This is a genomic window from Mycolicibacterium lacusdiani, from assembly GCF_021916785.1.
Classification (GTDB): Bacteria; Actinomycetota; Actinomycetes; order Mycobacteriales; family Mycobacteriaceae; genus Mycobacterium; species Mycobacterium lacusdiani.
Map to the genome: position 1 here is coordinate 881925 of NZ_JAKCFC010000002.1, position 16830 is coordinate 898754.

The window sequence follows — 16830 nt, forward strand, 5'->3', positions numbered from 1 at the left end:
GCGTGCTATACCTGCGGTGCGAGCAACCGTCTAGTAGATGGCGATGTCCTGCCGCCACTTTTCGATTGGTACTTCGTTGATCACGCTTGCCTCGGTCCCCGCTGGGCATCCCTACGTGGATGCCGTCGTCGACCCCGAAAGCGTTGTGCTGCTGCCAGATCCGACGCCGCCCGGCGCCACGGCGCCAGGCCAGTGGTGGCCACCGCAGTGGCTCGACCCCAGCTTCGTGCGCGACCGCGTGCCCGACATCGACGTCATGCACGTGCACTTCGGCTTCGACTCGGCAGACCCGGTCGACCTGCAGGACGTCGCCGGACTACTCGCGCGTCGCGGCGTTCCACTGGCGGTGACCGTGCACGACTTGCACAACCCGCACTTCGAGGACGCCGGGCTGCACGCCGCACGGCTCGGCGTGCTGCTCGGTGCGGCCGACGCGGTGATCACCCTGACCGACGGCGCCGCAGCCGAGATCGAGAGTCGCTGGGGACGGCGTGCGGTCGTACTCCCGCATCCGCACGTCCTCCCGATCGGCGAGGTCGGCAGCGCGCGCGTGCGGCGCTCGGTGCCCGTCGTGGCCGTGCACGCAAAGGGGTTGCGCGCCAACATCGATCCGTGGCCCCTGCTCGATGCACTCATCGCCGATGGTCGGGACCACTACCGGCTGCGACTCGATCTCGACGTCGGCGCTATGGCGTCGCCGCGCGCTGCCGAGGCCACCGACCGGCGGCTCGCGGCCTACCGTGCCGCGGGAGTGGACGTCCGCGTGCACCCGTGCTTCGACGATCGCGAACTGTCGGCCTACCTGGCCGACGTCGACGTCCTGGTGCTGCCCTATCGCTTCGGCACCCACTCCGGCTGGGTCGAGGCAGCTCACGACGCCGGTGTGCACACTGTCGTGCCCGACTGCGGGTACTTCCAGGAGCAGCATTCCAGCGCTCTATTCCACTACGGCAGAACTGAATTCGATGCGGCGAGCCTGACCGACGCGGTCGAGGCGGCCGTGAGCCTGGCGCGCGGCGGCGTGGCGTCGGAGGACGAGGCGCGGCGGCGCAGGAGGGCCGACGAGCGGCACCGGGTGCGAGCCGCCCACGCACGGCTCTACCGTCAGGTCCTGGCCGACCGGAACGCCGCGTGAGGCGGCCACTCCGCATCGCGCTCCTGGCATCGTCCCGATTCGCGGTGCGCCAACCGTTCGCAGGCGGCATGGAGTCGTTCGTCTACGAGTTCGCCCGCGCGCTGACCGCGGAGGGTCACCACGTCACGCTCTTCGCCGCACCCGGCTCGGCGACCGACCTGCCGTGCGAGGTGTTACCCGTCCACACGTTCGAGATGAGCGAGGAGTCGCGGCGCGAGCCACTGACTCCCGAGTGGATCGTGCACGAGACCCACGCCTACCTGTCGGTGATGCTCGATCTCGGCGACAGGCTGCGCGACGCCTTCGACATCGTGCACAACCACAGCCTGCACTACCTACCGTTGGCCATGGCCCGGTCGCTGAGCACCCCCATGCTGACCACGCTGCACACGCCGCCGCTGCCGTGGCTCGAGCAGGCCGTCGCCCTGCCGCAGGGCGTCGCCAGCGACTTCGTCGCGGTCAGCGCCTTCACGGCGCGACAGTGGGACCCCATCAACGGGCCGGTGTCGGTCATCCCCAACGGCATCGACCTCGACGCCTGGGAACCGGGGCCCGGCGGCGACTACGCGGTGTGGTCGGGACGGCTGGTGCCCGAGAAGGGCACCATCCTCGCAATCGAGGCGGCCCGACGAGCAGGGCTCCCGCTGCGCATCGCAGGCCCGGTGGGCGACCGCAAGTACTTCGATCGGTACATCGCGCCCGAACTCGACGACACCATCGAGTACTGCGGCCACCTCCGTCAGGACGAACTCAACGATCTGGTGGGCGGGGCAGCCGTCGCACTCGTCACCCCGACCTGGGAGGAGCCGTTCGGGTTGGTGACGGCCGAGGCGATGGCCTCTGGCACCCCGGTGGCGGCGTTCGCGCGGGGAGGCATCCCCGAGATCCTCGACGCACGCAGCGGCCGCCTCGCCGCACCAGACGACGTCGACGCGCTGGCGAGTGCGGCGCTCGAGGCCGCCGAGTTGCCACGCGCCGCCGTGCGGGCCAAGGCCGAGGCGGACTGCAACCATGCGGTGATGGTGCAGCGCTACTTGCAGCACTACGACGACATGCTGTTCCGCGAGCGCCACCAGGTGCCGGCGTGATCGCCTACTACGTGCACCACCACGGACGCGGTCACCTCAACCGGGCGCTGGCCATCACCCGCCACCTGACCGACGGCGTGATCTTCCTGTCGTCGCTCGCGCCGCCGTCCGGCCTGCGCCCGAGCGACCGCTGGGTCCAGTTGCCCATGGACGTCGGTTCGGCGGGCGAGCCGCCCGTCGATCCCACCGCCAACGGCCGGCTGCACTGGGTTCCCGAACACGTCGACGGGCTGGCGCGACGGGCTGCCCTGATCACCGGGACCCTGGCGGCCGAGCAGCCCCGGCGGATCGTCGTGGACGTCTCGGTCGAGGTGACGCTGCTGGCGCGGCTCAGCGGGATACCGGTCACGGTGATGGCCATGCCGGGGGAACGCGACGACGCCGCGCACCGGCTGGCCTACGACGTCGCCGACTCGATCGTCGCCCCATGGTCGGATGACGTGTACCGGCCGTCCTGGTCTGCGCGCTACGCCTCGCGGGTCCACTACGTCGGCTCGATCAGCCGCTTCGACGGACGGGAGCGGCCCGCAGCGGCACCCGGCGCCGGACCGTGCGGGCTGCTGCTGGCAGGCGCGGGCGGGTCGGCCGTGCCCGCCGACGGTGTGACGGACCTGCAGGCGGCGGTACCGGAGCTGACCTGGCGGGCGATCGGCGGTACGGCAGGCTGGGTCGACGACCCGTGGCCGATGATCGCCGCCGCGGACCTCGTCGTCTGCCACGCCGGCCAGAATGCGGTCGCCGACGTGGCGATCGCCGAGGTGCCCGCGATCGTCGTCCCCGAGGAGCGCCCGTTCGACGAGCAGTGCAGCACCGCGGCCGCCCTCGACCACGCGGGTGTCGCGGTCTCCGCGCCGGGCTGGCCGACCCGTGACCAGTGGCCCGACCTGGTGGCGCGGGCCCGATCCATCGATCGCCACGGATGGCGCCGGCTCCGCGCTGTCGGCGCCCCGGCGCGCGCGGCTCGGGTCATCTCCGCGTGAGCGCGCCCCGCGTCGCGGTCGTCACGGTCGTCCACGGGCGCCACGACCACTTGCGCCGGCAGCAGGACGGACTGCGGGCGAGTGCCCGCACACCCGACGTCAGGTGCGTCGTCGCGATCGACGACGACCCGACGGACCTCCTCGACGACCACGTCGAGGTCATCCCGTGCGACCGGACTTCGCGGGGCCTGCCGCTCGCACTGGCCCGCAATCTCGGCGCGGAGCGGGCCATCGCGCTCGGCGCGGACCTGGTGATCTTCCTCGACGTCGACTGCATACCGGGGGCGACCATGGTCGACCGGTACGTCGCGGCGCACGCCAGGATCTCGCGGCCGGCCCTGATTGCCGGGCCCGTGACGTACCTGCCGCCGTCAGAGCACGGCTACCCGCTCGCAGGCCTGCCCGACGCGACGAATCCGCACCCGGCACGGCCCAACCCGCCCTCCGGCGCGGTGCTCGAGGAGACCAATCACGACCTGTTCTGGTCGCTGTCCTTCGCCACGACGCCGGCGGTGTGGCGCCGCATCGGCGGGTTCTGCGAGGAGTACGTGGGGTACGGCGCCGAGGACACCGATTTCGCCACGCAGGCCGCACGCCGTGACGTCGCGCTGTACTGGGTGGGTGGTGCGCACGCCTATCACCAGCACCACCCGGTGTCGAACCCTCCCGTCGAACACCTCGGCGCCATCGTGGCCAACGCCGCGACCTTCCACCGCCGCTGGCGCCGCTGGCCCATGCCTGGTTGGCTCGACGAGTTCGAACGCCGCGGTCTCATCACCCGCGCCGACGACCAGATCTCCCTGACCGCCCCTGCCGACGCCTCGGCCCTCGCGAAAGGCCCACATCACACGTGAACTCCCCAGCGCCCAACAAATTCGCCGCGGACGTCGGCCACTGGTCGGACATCCCGGGGTGGTTCCAGTGGCGGGAGGGCCAGGAGGATGCCGCTGCGACATTCCCGGAGGGGAGCACGTTCGTCGAGGTCGGCTGCTACCTGGGCAGGAGTCTGTGTTCCCTGGCCGAGGTGGTGCGGGACTCGGGTCGCGACTTCACGGTGATCGGCATCGACACGTGCCGGGGGAGCGGCGCCGAAGGTCAGTCGAACACCGACGCCCACGGTGCCGCCGTCGAGTACGGCGGCGGAACGTTCGCGGGGCTGCTGCACCGCAATCTCATCGCGTGTGGCGCCGCCGACGACGTCCACCTGCTGGTCAGCACGTCCCCGGCCGCGGCGAGCCTGTTCGCCGACGGGTCGCTGACCTGGGTACACCTCGATGCGCGGCACGACTACGACAGCGTGGTCGCCGACATCGACGCGTGGGGACCCAAGGTGGCCCCCGGCGGTTGGCTGTCCGGCGACGACTACGACTCCCTGTGGTGGCCCGGGGTCGTGGCGGCCGTCGGCGACAGGCTGCCCGACGCGCACGGTTGGCTCACCGCACAGTGGCGTTGGCGCAAACCGTCATGAACGACCAGCGGGTGTCCGTCGCAGAGTCCTGTTTGAATGGCGGGGTGTACACCGTCTCAGCGCCAAGCCCGCGCCCCGATGAGGAGCTGCCCCCAGGAGTGACTCCCCCCATCGATGGCAAACCGGTCAACGGCTCGATCGGCGGGGTGGCGCGCGGTCTCGCGGGCCTCGACGAGGTGGCGTGGAACAGCCTGGACCAGTTGAGCCGCGCTCTTCGCGTCGAGGAAGGCAACCTGGAGACGACGCTGGCGGCCATCCTGGTCGCGGCCGTCGACCTGATCGACGGCGCCAACGCCGCCGGACTCAACCTCTTCGTCAAGAAGAAGTTCGTCCCGCAGGTGGTGCTCGGCGCTGCACCCCCCGTGCTCGACGAGTTGCAGCAGCGCACCGAGAGCGGACCCTGCATCGACGCATCGCGCGAACAGCACACCGTCGACCTCGCCGACACCCGAACCGATTCGCGCTGGCCGGAATTCATCGACAAGGCAGTCGAACTCGGCGTCCTGTCCATGCTCTGCGTGCCCCTGTGGGTCGACGAACGCAAGCTCGGGTCGCTCAGCCTCTACTCGTCCGAACCCCATGCCTTCGATCAGACTGCGGCCCGGCTCGCGAACCTGTACGCCACCCACGCCGCGCTCGCCCTCGCCGATGCCCAACGCGTCGACCAGCTGCACCGCGTGGTGACCAATCGCGACCTCATCGGTCAGGCCAAGGGCATTCTCATGGCCACCCAGCGCATCACGGCCGACGACGCCTTCGCGTTGCTCACCAACGCCTCGCAACGGCTCAATCGCAAGCTGGTCGACATCGCCGAGGTGGTCGCCACCACCGGCGCTCTGCCTGGCCGGTAGCCGAGCCAGGGGCGGTGAACGCGGTGTGAACCGGCGATGTCGAGCTAATTCGGCCGCGGGCGGAACCGAAGCTCACAGACACCGTCAGTCACTCGCGTAAGCCGTGCAGCACGCGGTGAACAATTAGCTGTCGTGTCGCGCTGTGATTTACTTCTCAGTTTCTCCGGCGAATACTAAGAAACGTTTTCCCAAGGCCGCGTTCGGGGTTCGCTGAAGGCGTTGCCAGGACGCGAAACATGCTGTTGCAAGGGATGAAACGGGTTGCCGACGCAACATAACATTCGGATAACGAAGAGTTTCCTAAGCATGTACTGAGAGGTTCGGCGAGCGGGTACGCCACCCTCGGTCGAGGACGAATGGAGCGTCGCTCCCCGTCGCTACACTCGATGTCGACCGCGTCTGTCAAAAGACGCTGACCAATCGAAATCTAGGCCGGCGCATGCCATGCCGGCGGAGGTGCCAGATAGTGGCTAACGGCTTCGTGCGCTCGAACAGCGCGACCGTCGACAGTGCGATCCCGACTGCGACCGCGACCCGGCAGGGCACCGCGTCCATCGGACATGGCCCCATCGCAGACATTGCCGTCGACGGCCGGACCGTCGCCGTCACCAACTACGGAGACCACTCGCTCGCGGTGCTCGACGCCAACGACCTCACCGTCAAGGGCGGAATCAGCGCCCGCGAGCCGTTCGCACTCGCCGTCGCAGGCGACAAGGCCTACGTGGGCGTCGCATCGGTGGCCTACGACGCCGTCGCAGTGATCGACACCCGCACCGGCGCGGTCACCGCGTCGTACCCGCTGTCCTACAGCGTCACCGCGATGACCACGAGCCCCGACGGCAAGCGCATCTTCGCCGGTCGGGCCGCCGACGGCGGCGTGGACGTCGCCGTGATCGACGTCGTGGCCCAGCGCGTCGGCACCATCTACCTGGCCAAGGGTGACGACGTCGTGATCGACGCCATGCAGGTCGACCCCTCCGGGCGCAGCCTGTACGTCGCCACGTCGGATTCCCGCGGCAGCCGCCTGGTGATCGTCGACCTGGAGAACGCCAGGGCCCGACGGACGCTCGAGATCGGCGCGCCCATCCGTGGGCTGGCCATCGGGCTGGACAACACCGCATACGTCCTGACTTCCGACATCGAGGACCGCGGCGTCGTGCACGTGGTCGACCTCGTCGCGGGCCGCATCATGGTGAGCGCCGAGATCGCCACTGCACCAACCCAGCTCGCGCTGTCGGTCGACGGCACGCGCGCCTACGTCGTCGACTACGACCGCGTAGTCGTGCTGAGCACCGCCAACCTCGACGTCGTCGACACCATCACGGTGGACGCCAGGCCGTCGTGCCTCGCGGTGAGCTCCGACCGCGTGTACGTCGCGGACTACGCAGGCGCCGTGACCGCGTTCGCGGTCCCCGCACCGGCGCCGATGCTGTACGCGCCGTCCATGGCCGCCAACCCGGCCGCGCGGCCGCAGGCTCGCGAGTTGGCTCCCGCCTGAGAGAGCAGGAGCGCGTGAGTCAGCGCCACTGATAGCGGGTCTTCGGGCGGCCCTTGCCGTAGTCGGTATGCCGGATGACGGTGCCCTCGTCGGCCAGTCGCTCCAGATAGCGCCACGCGGTCACCCGCGACACGCCCACGCGCCCGGCGACCTCGTCCGCGGTGAGACCGTGGGCGTGATCGCGCACCGTGCGCGCGATCTCGTCGTTGGTCTGCGGCGCGGCGCCCTTGGGCGCTGCCGATTTCTCACTGCCGGTGCGCAATTCGGCGAGGGCGCGATCGACTTCCGCCTGGCTGGCGGCATCCACCCCGGCCGGTAGTGCCACGCGGTAGCGACGGTAGCGCTCGAGACGGTCGCGGAAGGCGGCGAACGTGAACGGCTTGAGCAGGTACGCCAGCGCGCCGTGCGCCACGGCCGCGCGCACCATCTCGAGGTCGCGCTCGGAGGTGATCGCGATGATGTCGGGGGCCGGGCGCAGCCCCGCGAGGGCGGAGGCAAGGCTGATACCGCTCGCGTCGGGCAGCCCGAGGTCGAGCAGTACCAGGTCGATCGGGGTGTCGCCGGCTGACGCCTCCGTCGCCGCCTGCATCGCGTCGCGCGCGGTGTGTACCACCGCCGTCGCCGAAAACCCTTCCACCCGTTCGAGATACGTTCTGTGCGCCTCGGCGATCAGGTGGTCGTCCTCGACGATCAGAACCGATATCACCCGGACTCCTTCGGTGCGCGACGTCATGAGGTGACCACCGGCACCGTCACGGTCACCACTGAACCGTAGGTGACGTCCGCGGTCAGGGTGCCGCCGTGGCGTTTCACCACCTGCGCCACCAGCGCCAGACCCAGGCCGTGGTGGGTGACGTCGGACTTCGTGGAGTAGCCGCGCTGCATCGCCCGCTCGAAGGCGTCGGCGTCCATGCCCGCGCCGCTGTCGGCGACCCGGATCAACAAGCCGTCGTTCGCAAGCGAAGCGTCGGGGGATGTCTCGCCGAAGGTGACCGTCACCTCGACCCACGGATCGTCGCGATCGCATGCGTCCATGGCGTTGTCGATGAGATTGCCGAGCACGGTGACGATTTCCTGCGCCGAGAGCGGCAGGTGCGCCGTGGCGGCCGACGTCGTCGGCAAGTGGGTGTCCTCGGTGACGGTCAGCGCGATGCCGCGCTCGTCGGCCTGGGCGGTCTTGCCCAGCAGCAGGGCCACCAGCGCAGGCTCACCCACGTCGGCGGAGAGTCGGTCGACCAGGCGTTGCGAGAGGGCGAGTTCCTCGGTCGCGAACGTGACGGCATCCTCGGGTCGGCCCATCTCCACCATCGTGATCACGGTGTGCAGCTTGTTCGCGGCTTCGTGGGCTTGGGCCCGCAGCGAGTCGGTGAGCACCTGCAGTGAACTCAATTCGCCCAGTGCGCCCTGCAATTCGGTTCGGTCGCGGATCGTGACCACCTCCGACCGCTTCGAGGTGGGACGGTCGTCGGCTCGGTCGGCGTCGGAGCCGCGCACCGTGGAGCGGTTCACGACCAGAACGCGGTCGTCGGTCACGTGCACCTCGTCGCGGACGCCGGGATCGTGGTCGTGGAGGAATGCGGGCAGGTCCGATGGCCGGATGGTGCCGGGCGGTAGGCCCAGCAGTCGCCGCGCCTCGTCGTTGACGATCGCAACCCTGTCGCCGTCGAGGACGACCAGGCCCTCGGACACCGAGTGCAGGATCGCGTCGTGGTGCTCGTACATCACCCTCAGTTCGTCGGGTGCAAGGCCGTGGGTCTGCCGCAGCAGCCGACGGCGAATGGCCCACACGCCGAGGAGCGAGACCGCAAGGGCGCCAAGGCCGACGACGACGATCGCGGGGATCTGCTCACGCCACCGCTGCGCCAGCGTCTGCTGCGTGATGCCCGCCGACACCAGACCCACCACGTCGCCGTCCGGGTCGAGCACCGGTACGACCGCGCGGATCGACGGTCCCAGCGTGCCCGTGTACACCTCGGTGAACGTCGCGCCCCGCAGTGCGGGGTCGATGGTGCCGAGGTACTTGCCGCCGATCTGGCGCGGGTCGGTGTGGGTGAACCGGGTGGCGTCCGGCGACATGATCGTGATGAACGCGATGTCGGTGTTCGTCCGCACCGCCTCGGTGACCGGCTGCAGTATCTCGGTCGCGCGTCCAGACTGGATCGCCGAGGCGGTGGACGGCGCATCGGCCAGGGCGGTCGCGATGCTCACCACCTGCTGACGTGCCGCCTCGTCGCCGTCCTGACGGGCATCGACCAGAGCGAGCGCGCTGCCGATCATCACGATCACCGCGATCACGACCACTTGCAGGGCGATCGCCTGACCCGCCAGCGACCGGGGCCAGGAGCGGCTCAACAGCGCGCGCCACGACCTGCCCACCAACAACCTCCGCCGCTATCGAACACATCAGAACTAAATGAACTAAAGCGTGACCTGGGTCACGCCAGCGAACACCATCATCTCAGAACACCCACTCACTCCAGCTGAAGGAGAACCCATGGCCACCCCGCTAGATGCGACGGCGCCGCCGGAACAACCGAAGAAGCGTGACCGCACGCACTGGCTCTACATCGCCGTCATCATCGCCGTCGTCGCGGGTGTGATCGTCGGACTGGTGGCACCCGACGTGGGCAAGAGCGTCGGAGTCCTCGGCACGATGTTCGTGGCACTGATCAAGATGATGATCGCACCCATCATCTTCTGCACGATCGTGCTCGGCATCGGCTCCGTCCGCAAGGCCGCCACCGTCGGCAAGGTCGGTGGTCTGGCCTTCGTGTACTTCCTGCTGATGTCCACCTTCGCCCTGGCCATCGGCCTCGTCGTCGGCAACATCATGCACCCGGGTAGCGGCCTCCAGCTGACGGAGAGCGCGTCGGGCAAGGGTGCCGAACTCGCGGAGACGGCGCACGAAGCAGGCGGCCTGCTCGACTTCGTTCAGGGCATCATCCCCGAGACGCTGTTCTCGGCGCTGACCGCAGGCAGCGTCCTGCAAGCACTCTTCGTCGCGCTGCTCGTCGGGTTCGCGCTGCAGGGGATGGGTGCCGCGGGCGAGCCTGCACTGCGGGCCATCGCCTCGCTGCAGAAGCTGGTGTTCAAGATCCTCGTCATGATCCTGTGGCTGGCCCCGATCGGCGCCTTCGGCGCCATCGCCAACGTCGTCGGCCAAACCGGCTGGTCTGCGGTCACGCAGTTGCTCGGCCTGATGCTCGGCTTCTACATCACTTGCGCCGTCTTCGTATTCGGTGTGCTCGGCATCCTCCTGCGGGTAGCCGCGGGCGTGTCGATCTTCAAGCTGGTCCGCTACCTGGCGCGGGAGTACCTGCTCATCGTGTCGACGTCCTCCTCCGAGTCGGCGCTGCCCCGGCTGATCGCCAAGATGGAGCACCTGGGCGTGGAACGAACCACCGTCGGCGTCGTCGTCCCCACCGGGTACTCGTTCAACCTCGACGGCACGGCGATCTACCTGACCATGGCCTCGCTGTTCATCGCCGGAGCGATGGGCGATCCGCTCACCGTGAGCGAACAGATCGGCTTGCTGGTGTTCATGATCGTCGCGTCCAAGGGCGCAGCTGGTGTCACCGGTGCCGGTCTCGCGACGCTGGCCGGCGGCCTGCAGGCCCACCGCCCCGACCTGCTCGACGGTGTCGGACTCATCGTGGGCATCGACCGGTTCATGTCCGAGGCTCGCGCCGTGACCAACTTCTCGGGCAACGCGGTGGCCACCGTTCTGATCGGAACCTGGACCAACACCATCGACAAGAACCGCGTCGACGAGGTGCTGCGCGGCGACGATCCGTTCAACGAGTTGACGATGGTCGACGACGACCACGGCGCCCGCGACGGGGAAACCCCGAAGGACAGGGTGCCCGCGCCGGCCTAGCCGGAGAACGACGAAGGGCCCGGCCGCAACGGCCGGGCCCTTCGTCGTCTGTCCGTGCTGACTAGCAGACCAGCGACACCGACACCGTCTGGCTGGTGATCTGCGGAACGAGGATGCGATTGTCGCCGTTGAACCCGGGCCCGATGTAGGGGACCAGCTGCGAGACCGACTGCGGGTTGCGCACACTCGTCACGGTGCACGAGTCGATCGGACCGCTGCCGACCTTGTCGATGTTCACCGTGTAGCCCTGGGACTGCAGCCGCGCGATGACCTCGCTGGCCGACTCCTCCTCGGCCGAGGCGAGGCCCGCCGGGATCACGGCGGCAGCGGCGATGCCCATGGCCGCCGCTACGAGCGTTCTCTTCGTCCTCATGACCGTGCCTTCCGTCGGGTGCTCCACATCATCCACCTGTTTCATCGCGTTGGGAACGCTGGTCATTCCCGCAGGCAGTGCTAGGAGCAGTTGAGCGAGACCGAGATGGACTTGCTCTTGATGACCGGGACCAGTTCCCAGTCGATGCTGCCGTCTTCGTTGCGGCCGTCGTGCACGCGGATGTACTCGGTGACGGTCTGCGGATTGCGGACGCCGGTGACGACGCAGTCGTCGATGCGGCCGCTTCCGACCCGGTCGACGTTGACGGTGTAGCCAGAGTCCTGCAGCCGGGAGATGGTCTGCTGAGCAGTCTCCTCCGCGTTCGCGACGGCGGCTGGACCGAGTAGCACCGCGGCGACTGCCGAGGCGAGTGTTGCGAGGATTGTCGATGGACGCACGCTGCGCCCCCTTCTGCACTCAAGCGTTGATTGATTCCACCATGTTCATCGCCTCGAGCTGCGATTTCGTTCCAGTGACGGCTGTCTTGAACATCACCATCACCACGGGAACCAGCGCTAACATCGGGGCCCACGGCGTGCGAACCGACAGGGGCGATAGAGATGCGCAGCACGATGCAGGACTTCCCACTCACCGTCACCACGATCCTGCGCTACGCCGTCGAGGTGAACGGTCAATCCACGGTCACGACCGCGCTCGGCGAGGGGCGTTACCGCACCATCACCTACCGCGAACTCGGCGATCAGGTGGGCAAGCTCGCCAACGCGCTCCGCGGCCTCGGCGTCACCGGCGATCAGCGCGTGGCGACGTTCATGTGGAACAACGCCGAACATCTCGCGGTGTACCTCGCCGCGCCCGCCATGGGAGCGGTGCTGCACACGCTGAACATCCGGCTGTCGGCCGACCAGATCGCGTTCATCGCCAACGAAGCGCAGGACTCGGTGATCGTCGCCGACCTGTCACTGACCGCCCAGCTCGCGCCCGTACTGCCGATGCTGCAGACCGTGCACACCGTGATCGCAGTCGGTGAGGGCGACATCGCGCCGTGGACCGCCTCCGGCCTCACCGTGCTGCGGTATGACGACGTCGTCGCCGGGCAGTCGCCGGAGTTCGACTGGCCCGAACTCGTCGAGACCGACGCCGCCGCGATGTGCTACACCAGCGGTACCACCGGGAACCCGAAAGGCGTTGTCTACAGCCACCGTTCGAGCTATCTGCACTCGACGATGGTGTGCAGCGCCAACGGGATGGGGCTCGGCTACGACGATCGTGCGCTGCCCATCGTGCCGATGTTCCACGCCAACGCGTGGGGGCTGCCGTACGCCGCGCTGATGGCTGGAGCGGATCTGGTGCTGCCGGACCGCTTCATGGATGCCGCCTCGCTGATCGACCTGATCGAGTCGCAGCGGCCCACAGTGTCCTGTGCGGTGCCGACGATCTGGAACGACGTCATCCACTGTCTGGCCAAGAACCCGGGCCGCGACATCTCGTCGCTTCGTCTGGTCACCTGCGGCGGCTCGGCGGTCCCGCTGTCGATGATGCAGACGTTCGAACGCGACCACGGCGTGAAGATCATCCAGGGCTGGGGGATGACCGAGACGTCACCGCTGGCCACCCTCGCCAGGCCGCCGGCGTCGACCTCGGGAGACGAGCATTGGGCGCTGCGCAGCACCCAGGGCAAGATCGTGTGCGGCGTCGAGGCGCGCATCGTCGACGAGGACGGCGACCGACTCCCCAGCGACGGCAAGGCCGTCGGCGAGATCGAGGTGCGCGGCCCGTGGATCACCGCGAGTTATTACCGCGGGCACGACGAGGCGAAGTTCGACCACGGCTGGCTGCGTACCGGCGACGTCGGCCGCATCGACCCCGCCGGCTACGTCACACTGACCGACCGCGCCAAGGACGTGATCAAGTCCGGCGGCGAATGGATCTCGTCGGTGGAACTGGAGAACCACCTCATCGCCCACCCGGCAGTACTCGAGGCGGCCGTCGTGGCCGTGCCCGACGAACGGTGGCAGGAACGCCCGCTGGCAGCGGTCGTGCTGGAGGAGGGCGCTACCGCCACGCCCGAGGAGCTACGCGAGTACCTCGCCGACAAAGTGGTGCGGTGGTGGCTACCCGAGCGGTGGACCTACGTCGAGGGCGTGCCGCGAACCAGCGTCGGCAAATACGACAAGAAGATCATTCGGGCGCGATACGCCGACGGTGCCTACGAGGTGGTCATACTCGGCTGAGGCCAAGCGTCGTCACTCGTCGTCGTCGCCGCCCTCGGCCTGATTGGGCTGGTCGGCGCCCGAGCGCATCATGTCGGGATCGGCGTCCGGATCGCCGTCGTTGCCGTTGCCCACGGAGTCTGGTCTGGTCATGGACACAGACGTACCCACCGGGAGCGACGGCAATCCGTTTAGTCGCGTGTCAGATGGATACGTGTGCTTGATGAGCACCGACGACCTCGACGACACCTCCGCCAACGACCTGGGCGGCGCCGACGACATGCTGAGCCCCATGGAGGGCACCGACTCCGACGAAGTCCACAACGCCGACGGCGACGAGGTGGTCGATCCGCCCGACGGCTGGAGCGGTGTGGACAAGTTCGGGATGTCGGCCGAAGAAGAACGCGAAGGGGAGTCGCTCGACCAACGCCTCGCCGAGGAGGTGCCCGACGTGACGCCCGACGACATCGACCTCAGTGCAGCCGACGGCGAAGCCGGCGTCGACGAGGTCATGGAGGGTTCCGACGTAGCGCCCAGTGACCCTGGCGTCCACCACGGACAGGTGGCCGGTGCCCCCGAGGACGGGGATTCGCTGTACACGGTCGTCGAAGACGTGACGAGAAAGGCCGATCAACCATGAGCAAGCACGAAGAACTGCCCCTGCCCGACTACGACGAGATGTCGCTTGGCGACCTGCGCAGCCGCATCCGCGCACTGGACGCGGCGGGACTGGACGCGGTGCTGACCTACGAAGCCGGCCACGCCGCCCGCGTGCCCGTGCTCGAAGTGCTGGAGGCGCGAGCGCGCGAACTCGCCGACGGCGCCGAGCCCTCGGGTGGCAACCCCAGCAACGCCCCGTCCGTCGAGCATGGGATCTCCGACCACTAGCAGTTCGTCTCCCACCCTGCCGAGTGTCGGGTCGTGCCACGCTCTTCGCCGCAAACCGTGACGGTAACCGACATTCGGCGAGACGACCGCCTAGCGGTCGGCGCGCTGGTAGGCCGTCACGACGGCAGCGCCGCCAAGGCCGATGTTGTGCTGCAACGCGGCCGTGACGCCGTCGACCTGACGCTTGTCGGCGGTACCGCGAAGCTGCCATGTCAACTCCGCGCACTGGGCGAGGCCGGTCGCGCCCAGCGGGTGGCCCTTGGAGATCAACCCACCCGACGGGTTGACCACCCAGCGACCGCCGTAGGTCGTCTGGTCGTCGTCGATGAGCTTCGGCGCCTCGCCCTCGGCGCACAGTCCGAGCGCCTCGTAGAGCAGGAGTTCGTTGGCCGAGAAGCAGTCGTGCAGCTCGATCACCTGGAAGTCCTCGGGACCGAGACCGGACTGGTCGTACACCTGGCGTGCGGCCTGAACGTTCATGTCGTAGCCGATGACGTTGGCCGCGCTGCCGTCGAAGGTGCTCGCGAAGTCCGTCGTCATCGCCTGGCCGACGATCTCGACGGCACGGTCGGCGAGCCCGTGCTTGGCGACGTACTCCTCGCTGACCACAATCGCTGCACCGGACCCGTCCGACGTCGGCGAGCACTGGAGCTTGGTCAGCGGGTCGGAGATCATCCGTGCGCCCAGGATGTCGTCGAGGCTGTACTCGTCCTGGAACTGCGCATAGGGATTGTTCACCGAGTGCTTGTGGTTCTTGTAGCCGATCTTCGCGAAGTGCTCGGCGGTGGTGCCGTACTTCTTCATGTGCTCGCGCCCGGCCGCACCGAACATCCACGGCGCCACGGGAAATGCGAACTCATCGATCTCGGCGAGCGCCTTCACGTGGCGGCCCAGCGGTGACTCGCGGTCGTCGGCGCCGCCGCCGAGCGAGCCCGGCTGCATCTTCTCGAAGCCCAGCGCCATGACGCAGTCGGCGAGGCCGCCGCGGATGGCCTGTGCGGCGAGGTAGAGCGCCGTCGACCCGGTAGAGCAGTTGTTGTTCACGTTGACGATCGGGATGCCCGTCATGCCGAGTTCGTAGAGCGCCCGCTGCCCCGACGTCGAGTCGCCCGAGCAGTAGCCGACGTAGCCCTGCTCGACCTCGTCATACGAGATGCCGGCGTCCTCGAGCGCCTTGGTGCCCGACTCCCTGGCCATGTCCGGGTAGTCCCACCCCTCGCGGCGGCCGGGTTTTTCGAACTTGGTCATCCCGACCCCGACGACGAAGACTCGGTTAGTGGTTCTCGGCATGGCTGATCCCTTCGCGACATTGCGTTCGACTGCAACTTACCGCCGCGAAACGGGCAGTCCAGCGCGGTCCGGTGGTGTAGTTCTGATTAGAACACGTTCTAGTTCTGTCGCCGAGGGGAGTCACGGATGGCGTTGCGGGTGGTGCAGTGGGCGACCGGTGGTGTGGGAGTTGCGGCCATCAAGGGCGTGCTCGATCACCCCGACCTCGAACTCATCGGATGCTGGGTGCACTCGGAGGCCAAGAGCGGCAAGGACGTCGGCGAGCTGGTTGGCGTCGAACCGCTCGGCGTCACCGCGACGAACAGCGTCGACGAGATCCTCGCCCTCGACGCCGACGCGGTCATCTACTCCCCGCTGATGCCGAACCCCGACGAGGTGGCCGCCCTGCTGCGCTCGGGAAAGAACGTCGTCACCCCGGTCGGGTGGTTCTACCCCGGGGAGAAGGAGGGTGCTCCGCTGCGGGCAGCGGCGGTCGAGGGCAACGTCACGCTGCACGGCACCGGCATCGCCCCCGGCGGCATCAGCGACAAGTTCCCGCTGATGATGTCGATCATGTCCACCGGCGTGACATTCGTTCGCGCCGAGGAGTTCTCGGACCTGCGGACCTACGACGCGCCCGACGTGCTGCGGTACGTGATGGGCTTCGGTGACACCCCGGAGAAGGCGCTCACCGGGCCGATGCAGAAACTGCTCGACGGCGGCTTCATCCAGTCGGTCAGGATGATCGTCGACGAGATGGGCTTCGCGGCGGACCCCAAGATCCGTGCGAGGCAGGAGATCGCGGTCGCGACGGCGCCGATCGACTCGCCGATGGGCGCGATCCAGCCGGGGCAGGTCGCGGCCCGCAAGTTCCACTGGGAGGCCGTCGTCGGCGACGACGTGGTCGTGCGCGTGACGGTCAACTGGTTCATGGGCCAGGAGAACCTCGATCCGGCGTGGACGTTCGGCCCCGCGGGCGAACGCTACGAGATGGAGGCGAAGGGCAACCCCGACTTCACGGTCGTCGTCAAGGGCTTCCAGCCCGAGAGCGTCGCGGCGGGCCTGGAGTCGAACAACGGCATCGTCGCGACCGCCGCGCACTGCGTGAACTCGGTGCCCGCCGTGTGCGCCGCGGCCCCGGGCATCGCGACCTACCTCGACCTCCCGCTCATCAGCGGCAAGGCCGCGCCCCGGTTGCGCTAACCCCTCCGCCGAACTGGAGAGTCACGTCG

General features: G+C 68.6%; 17 protein-coding genes. 12 read left to right on the forward strand and 5 right to left on the reverse strand.

Features of this window, described 5'->3' with window-relative positions:
- The first annotated feature begins 76 nt into the window (after positions 1 to 76).
- The 7 genes from LOK44_RS09300 to LOK44_RS09330 all read left to right on the forward strand — a co-directional run bounded on the left by LOK44_RS09300 (position 77) and on the right by LOK44_RS09330 (position 7020).
- Complete coding sequence (locus tag LOK44_RS09300) at positions 77 to 1135, forward strand: glycosyltransferase family protein (RefSeq protein WP_237569676.1); 1059 nt, start codon at positions 77 to 79, stop codon at positions 1133 to 1135.
- Positions 1132 to 2223 (forward strand): glycosyltransferase, encoded by a 1092-nt coding sequence (locus LOK44_RS09305; RefSeq protein ID WP_237569677.1) that lies wholly within the window; start codon positions 1132 to 1134, stop codon positions 2221 to 2223. Before LOK44_RS09300 ends, LOK44_RS09305 begins: the two co-directional genes overlap by 4 nt.
- Positions 2220 to 3203, forward strand: coding sequence for a glycosyltransferase (locus LOK44_RS09310; RefSeq protein WP_237569678.1), 984 nt, complete (start codon positions 2220 to 2222; stop codon positions 3201 to 3203). The genes LOK44_RS09305 and LOK44_RS09310 overlap by 4 nt, the downstream gene beginning before the upstream one ends.
- A complete protein-coding gene (locus LOK44_RS09315; RefSeq protein WP_237569679.1) occupies positions 3200 to 4057 on the forward strand; it encodes a glycosyltransferase family 2 protein in 858 nt (285 codons plus the stop codon). The genes LOK44_RS09310 and LOK44_RS09315 overlap by 4 nt, the downstream gene beginning before the upstream one ends.
- Positions 4054 to 4671, forward strand: coding sequence for a class I SAM-dependent methyltransferase (locus LOK44_RS09320; RefSeq protein ID WP_237569680.1), 618 nt, complete (start codon positions 4054 to 4056; stop codon positions 4669 to 4671). Before LOK44_RS09315 ends, LOK44_RS09320 begins: the two co-directional genes overlap by 4 nt.
- A 98-nt stretch (positions 4672 to 4769) precedes the next feature.
- Positions 4770 to 5522: a GAF and ANTAR domain-containing protein gene (locus LOK44_RS09325; RefSeq protein ID WP_237569681.1), complete on the forward strand. Its 753-nt coding sequence runs from the start codon at positions 4770 to 4772 to the stop codon at positions 5520 to 5522.
- A gap of 466 nt (positions 5523 to 5988) precedes the next feature.
- Positions 5989 to 7020, forward strand: coding sequence for an MmpL3/TtfA transport complex stabilizer (locus LOK44_RS09330; protein WP_237569682.1), 1032 nt, complete (start codon positions 5989 to 5991; stop codon positions 7018 to 7020).
- Between the two features lie 19 nt (positions 7021 to 7039).
- Here LOK44_RS09330 and LOK44_RS09335 read toward each other — a convergent pair whose 3' ends face one another.
- The gene (locus LOK44_RS09335) at positions 7040 to 7726 is read right to left on the reverse strand and encodes a response regulator (protein WP_237569683.1); all 687 of its coding nucleotides are present in this window, start codon (positions 7724 to 7726) and stop codon (positions 7040 to 7042) included.
- 23 nt (positions 7727 to 7749) lie between these two features.
- On the reverse strand, positions 7750 to 9402 hold the full coding sequence (locus LOK44_RS09340) for a sensor histidine kinase (RefSeq protein WP_372481205.1): 1653 nt from the start codon (positions 9400 to 9402) through the stop codon (positions 7750 to 7752).
- 112 nt (positions 9403 to 9514) lie between these two features.
- Between LOK44_RS09340 and LOK44_RS09345 the strand changes: the two genes are divergently transcribed.
- Entirely contained in the window at positions 9515 to 10897 is a 1383-nt protein-coding gene (locus LOK44_RS09345) for a cation:dicarboxylate symporter family transporter (RefSeq protein WP_237569684.1), read from the forward strand.
- A 61-nt stretch (positions 10898 to 10958) separates the two neighbouring features.
- On the opposite strand, the gene LOK44_RS09350 is transcribed toward LOK44_RS09345, so the two are convergent.
- Positions 10959 to 11270, reverse strand: a complete 312-nt coding sequence (locus tag LOK44_RS09350) for a hypothetical protein (RefSeq protein WP_237569685.1) — start codon at positions 11268 to 11270, stop codon at positions 10959 to 10961.
- Between the two features lie 80 nt (positions 11271 to 11350).
- Positions 11351 to 11668, reverse strand: a complete 318-nt coding sequence (locus LOK44_RS09355; protein ID WP_237569686.1) for a hypothetical protein — start codon at positions 11666 to 11668, stop codon at positions 11351 to 11353.
- A gap of 162 nt (positions 11669 to 11830) precedes the next feature.
- On the opposite strand from LOK44_RS09355, the gene LOK44_RS09360 reads away from it, so the two are divergent.
- From LOK44_RS09360 to LOK44_RS09370, 3 genes are all read left to right on the forward strand, one after another.
- Positions 11831 to 13462 (forward strand): fatty acid--CoA ligase, encoded by a 1632-nt coding sequence (locus LOK44_RS09360; RefSeq protein ID WP_237569687.1) that lies wholly within the window; start codon positions 11831 to 11833, stop codon positions 13460 to 13462.
- 202 nt (positions 13463 to 13664) lie between these two features.
- Positions 13665 to 14081, forward strand: coding sequence for a hypothetical protein (locus LOK44_RS09365; RefSeq protein ID WP_237569688.1), 417 nt, complete (start codon positions 13665 to 13667; stop codon positions 14079 to 14081).
- The gene (locus tag LOK44_RS09370) at positions 14078 to 14329 is read left to right on the forward strand and encodes a DUF8129 domain-containing protein (protein ID WP_237569689.1); all 252 of its coding nucleotides are present in this window, start codon (positions 14078 to 14080) and stop codon (positions 14327 to 14329) included. The genes LOK44_RS09365 and LOK44_RS09370 overlap by 4 nt, the downstream gene beginning before the upstream one ends.
- A gap of 90 nt (positions 14330 to 14419) precedes the next feature.
- Here the strand turns inward: LOK44_RS09370 and LOK44_RS09375 are convergent, their stop codons facing one another.
- Positions 14420 to 15619: a lipid-transfer protein gene (locus tag LOK44_RS09375; protein ID WP_237569690.1), complete on the reverse strand. Its 1200-nt coding sequence runs from the start codon at positions 15617 to 15619 to the stop codon at positions 14420 to 14422.
- Positions 15620 to 15745: 126 nt separating this feature from the next.
- On the opposite strand from LOK44_RS09375, the gene LOK44_RS09380 reads away from it, so the two are divergent.
- Complete coding sequence (locus LOK44_RS09380; protein ID WP_237569691.1) at positions 15746 to 16801, forward strand: NAD(P)H-dependent amine dehydrogenase family protein; 1056 nt, start codon at positions 15746 to 15748, stop codon at positions 16799 to 16801.
- The last annotated feature ends 29 nt before the right edge of the window (positions 16802 to 16830 follow it).

Coding starts and splice junctions, on each gene's coding strand:
- LOK44_RS09350 (WP_237569685.1), bottom strand. CDS start 11,270: ATGAGGACGAAGAGAACGCTCGTAGCGGCGGCCATGGGCATCGCCGCT.
- LOK44_RS09380 (WP_237569691.1), top strand. CDS start 15,746: ATGGCGTTGCGGGTGGTGCAGTGGGCGACCGGTGGTGTGGGAGTTGCG.
- LOK44_RS09365 (WP_237569688.1), top strand. CDS start 13,665: ATGAGCACCGACGACCTCGACGACACCTCCGCCAACGACCTGGGCGGC.
- LOK44_RS09370 (WP_237569689.1), top strand. CDS start 14,078: ATGAGCAAGCACGAAGAACTGCCCCTGCCCGACTACGACGAGATGTCG.
- LOK44_RS09345 (WP_237569684.1), top strand. CDS start 9,515: ATGGCCACCCCGCTAGATGCGACGGCGCCGCCGGAACAACCGAAGAAG.
- LOK44_RS09360 (WP_237569687.1), top strand. CDS start 11,831: ATGCGCAGCACGATGCAGGACTTCCCACTCACCGTCACCACGATCCTG.
- LOK44_RS09375 (WP_237569690.1), bottom strand. CDS start 15,619: ATGCCGAGAACCACTAACCGAGTCTTCGTCGTCGGGGTCGGGATGACC.